General features: G+C 74.5%; 2 protein-coding genes. Both read left to right on the forward strand.

What is annotated here, in order from left to right; all coding sequences use genetic code 11:
• The coding region (locus ACZ4SA_RS36605; RefSeq protein ID WP_468283085.1) for a type I polyketide synthase at positions 1–3,030 on the forward strand (3,030 nt) is incomplete at its 5' end.
• A 431-nt stretch (positions 3,031–3,461) separates the two neighbouring features.
• A partial coding sequence (locus tag ACZ4SA_RS36610) for a beta-ketoacyl synthase N-terminal-like domain-containing protein (RefSeq protein WP_468283088.1) occupies positions 3,462–4,484 on the forward strand: 1,023 nt, incomplete at its 3' end.

Here is a 4,484-nt window from a genome sequence, read left to right on the forward strand (position 1 = left end):
GTCGACCTCCCGACATACGCCTTCCAGCACTCCCGTTACTGGCTGGAGAACACCGGCAGCGCCGGTGACGTCACTTCCGCCGGTCTGGAGGCGACCGAGCATCCGCTGCTTTCCGCGTCGCTGCCGCTGGCCGAGTCCGACCGCGTGGTGTTGACCGGTCGGATCTCGCTGCGTACCCACCCGTGGCTGGCCGACCACGCCGTCATGGGCACGGTCCTCCTCCCGGGCACGGCCTTCGTGGAGATGGCCGTGCGCGCCGGTGACGAGGTCGGCTGTGCCGAGGTCGTCGAGCTGACCCTGCTAGAGCCGCTGGTCCTCGGGCCGTCGCAGGCCGTTCAGGTGCAGGTCACCGTCGGCGCGGCCGACGAGAACGGGCGCCGGCCGGTGGACGTCCACTCCAGGCCGGCGGACCAGGACAACGGTTTCGGCTCCTGGACCACGCACGCCACCGGCGTGCTGGCCGCCGAGCCGATCGCCCCCTCGCCCGGCCCGGTCGCCTGGCCGCCCGCCGGGGCCGTGCCGATCGAGCTCGCCGGAGGCTACGACGAGCTCGTCGCGCAGGGGTACGAGTACGGCCCCGTCTTCCAGGGCCTGAAGGCGGCCTGGCGGGACGGCGACGAGATCTACGCCGAGGTCGCGCTGCCCGAGGGCGTCTCCGTCAACGGGTTCGCCCTCCACCCGGCGCTGCTCGACGCGGCGCTCCACGCCCTGGGCACGGCCGAGGGCGGGGACACCGCGCAGGGCGTGCGGCTGCCGTTCTCGTGGAACGGGGTGTCGGTCCACGCGGCCGGCGCCACGTTCCTGAGGGTGCGGCTGACCCCTGAGCCGGCCGGCGACCGGGTGCGTGTCAGCGTCGCCGACGGAGCCGGGGCGCCGGTGGCGACCGTCGAGGAGCTGGCCCTGCGGGCGATCTCCCCGGAGAGGCTGTCCGCTGCCGCCGGCACGACAGGCGACACCCTGTACCGCACCGACTGGGTCGGGCTCACGGCCGCCCTGTCCGAGGCCCCTGCCGCCTCCGGCGGGTGGGCGGTCGTCGGTGCCGACGCCCCCGGCCTTCAGCAGGCCCTCAAGGCCGACGGCGAGGAGACCGCGCACCACCCGGACCTCGCCGGGCTCGCCGTGGCGGTCGCCGCGGGCGCTTCCGCGCCGGACGTCGTGCTCGCCCCCATCTCTCCGACCACCCCGATTGCGGCGCTTGCAGCGAGCGCGGTCCCGGCAGGTGCCGTCGGCACGTCCACCGACATGCCCGCCGTCGTACGGGCCGTCACCGGCCAGGTGCTCGCGCTCGTCCAAGAGTGGCTGGCGGACGAGACGTTCGCCGACACCCGTCTGGTGGTCGTCACCGAAGGCGCGGTCACGACGGAGCCCGGTGGCGCGCCGGACGACCTGGCGCTCGCCGCCGTGTGGGGACTCGTCCGGGCCGCCGAGGCGGAGAACCCCGGGCGGTTCGTCCTCGTCGACCTGGACCGGGACCCGGCGTCGTGCCGGGCGGTCCCGGCCGCGCTCACCACCGGGGAACCCGAAGTGGCCGTACGCGAGGGACGGTTCCTCGGCCGGCGGCTCCACGCGGTGCCGACCGGAGGTACGCCGACGGACCCCGCCGTACGGTCGGCCGGGTCGACGGCCGCGACGCGCGCCGCCGGGTCGACCGACGCCGCCGGTGCCCTCTCCGACGCGTCGGGCACCGTCCTCCTGACCGGTGGCACGGGGACGCTGGGCGCGCTGCTGGCCCGGCACCTCGTCACCCGGCACGGGGTGCGGCAGCTCCTGGTCACCAGCCGGCGCGGCATGGCGGCCGAGGGTGCCGCCGCGCTGCGGGACGAGCTGACCGGTCTCGGCGCGACCGTCACGGTCGCGGCCTGCGACGTCGCCGACCGCGAGGCGGTCCGGCGCCTGCTCGACGCCATCCCGGCCGAGCACCCGCTCACTGCGGTCGTCCACACGGCGGGCGTCACCGACGACGGCGTCGTCGGCGCGCTCGACGCGGGACGCCTGGACACGGTGATGCGCCCCAAGGTCGACGCGGCCGTCCACCTGGACGAGCTCACGCGGGACCTGGACCTCTCGGCGTTCGTGCTTTTCTCCTCGGCCGCCGGCACCATCGGCAGCCCGGGGCAGGCGAACTACGCCGCCGCCAACGCGTTCACCGACGCCCTCGCCGCCCGCCGCCGGGCCGCGGGACTGCCCGCCGTCGCCCTCGCCTGGGGCTTCTGGGAGCAGCGCAGCGAACTCACCGCACGGCTCGGCGAGGCCGACGTGGCCCGCATGAACCGTTCCGGGGTGACGGCGATGCCGTCGGAGGCCGGACTCGCGCTCTTCGACGCGGCCCTCGGAAGGGACGAGCCCGTACTGGTTCCGGTGCGCTTCGACCTCCCGGCCGTCCGCGCGAGGCTCGTGGAACGCGGCACCCCTGCCGTCCTGCGGGACCTCGTACGGCTCCCGGCCGCCCGCCGCGGTCAGGCCCAGGCCGCGCTGTCCCGTTCGGAGGCTGAGGCACTGCTCCAGCGGCTGGCGGCACTGCCGGCCGAGGAGCGGACCAAGGTGGTGCTCGACCTGGTACGGACGCACGTGGCCGCCGTGCTCGGCTTCGCCGGGCCCCACGCGGTGACCGCCGACCGCGGCTTCCTCGAGCTCGGCTTCGACTCGCTGACCGCGCTGGAGCTCCGTAACCGGCTGACCGCAGCGACCGGGCTGCGCCTGCCCGCCACGCTGATCTTCGACTATCCGTCGGCGGACGCGCTGGCCGGCTTCGTCGTCGGCGAGCTGCCCTTCACGGGAGCGGAAGCGGGAGCGGTGGGGGCAGGGGGAGGGGCGGGCGCGTCCTCGCCCGTCCGTGCCGAACTGGAGCGGCTGGAAAGGGCCGTCTCCGGCACGACGGTCCCCGAGGACGAGAAGGACGAGATCGCGGAGCGGCTGCAGGCCCTCCTGGTCGCGCTGGGCGGCGCCGGCGGCGAACTCGCCGCACGGCTCGACTCGGCCAGCGACGACGAGATGTTCGCGTTCATCGACAACGAACTCGGACTGTCGTAAGGGCCGGTTGGGCTCGGACCGGGGCGGGTCCCGCGGCTCGGACCTGTGCGGGGCCAGGGCCCGGGCCCAGGGCCCGGACCAGGCCCGGACCAGGGCTCGGACCAGGGCCGCACCAGGGATTCTCCGGGGCGGGGCGCAGGCGCGTCCCGCCCCGGGGCAGTCCCGTACGAAGTCGGGGCACGGGCCGTTTCGCTAGGGGGCTGCTCTGGGGCGGCCCAGGGGCGGCTAGGGGTGTTCGCGCCGATCGGGCCGGACGAAGCTTGGCTTGATCAGCCATCCCATCGAGGCGCCCCCGAGGCCGCCCCGATCCATGGGCTGACGTGTTGCTGCGGGCAGTGACTCCCTTCCACCGATGTCGGGGCCACTGCCCGAGCGCTGCGCCGGACGGGGGGTCCGCGTGCGCCAGGCCATCGACGAAGAGGTTGCCCCAGATGCAGAACGAGCAGAAGCTTCGCGACTACCTCAAGCGGGTCACGGCAGACCTGGCGCAGACTCGCCAGCGCCTGCGCGAGGTGGAGGCCAAGGCCAACGAGCCCATCGCCATCGTCGGCATGAGCTGCCGCTACCCCGGCGGCGTCACGTCGCCCGAGCAGCTCTGGGACCTCGTCGCCGGACAGCACGACGCGATCTCCCTGTTCCCCGACGACCGCGGCTGGGACGTGGAGGGGCTGTACCACCCCGACCCCGAGAACCCCGGCACGTTCTATGCGCAGGGCGGCGGATTCCTCGACCGGGTCGGCGACTTCGACCCCGAGTTCTTCGGCATCAGCCCGCGTGAGGCGCTGGCGATGGACCCACACCAGCGGCTCCTCCTGGAGACCTCCTGGGAGGCGTTCGAGCGGGCCGGCATCGACCCGCAGTCCGTGCGGGGCAGCGCGACCGGTGTCTTCGCCGGCGTCATGTACCAGGACTACGCGTCCAGGCTCGACACCATCCCCCACGAACTCGAGGGCTACATCGGCAACGGCAACGCCTACAGCGTCGCCTCCGGCCGCGTCTCCTACACGCTCGGCCTGGAGGGACCGGCGGTCACCGTCGACACCGCGTGCTCGTCCTCGCTCGTGACCCTGCACCTCGCGGTGCAGTCGCTGCGGCGCGGCGAGTGCTCTATGGCCCTCGCCGGTGGCGTCACCGTCATGTCGACCCCCGACGTGTACGTCGAACTCAGCCGCCAGCGCGGCCTGTCCACCGACGGACGCTGCCGCTCCTTCTCCGACGACGCCGACGGCACCGGCTTCTCCGAAGGCGCGGGCATGCTCCTGCTGGAGCGCCTCTCCGACGCGCAGCGGCTCGGCCACCGCGTCCTCGCCGTCGTCCGGGGCTCCGCCGTGAACCAGGACGGCGCCAGCAGCGGACTCACCGCGCCGAACGGCCCGGCCCAGCAGCGGGTGATCCGTGCCGCGCTCACCAATGCGGGTCTGGCGACGGCGGACGTGGACGTGGTCGAGGCGCAC

It is taken from the genome of Streptomyces sp. NPDC027962 (assembly GCF_055566095.1).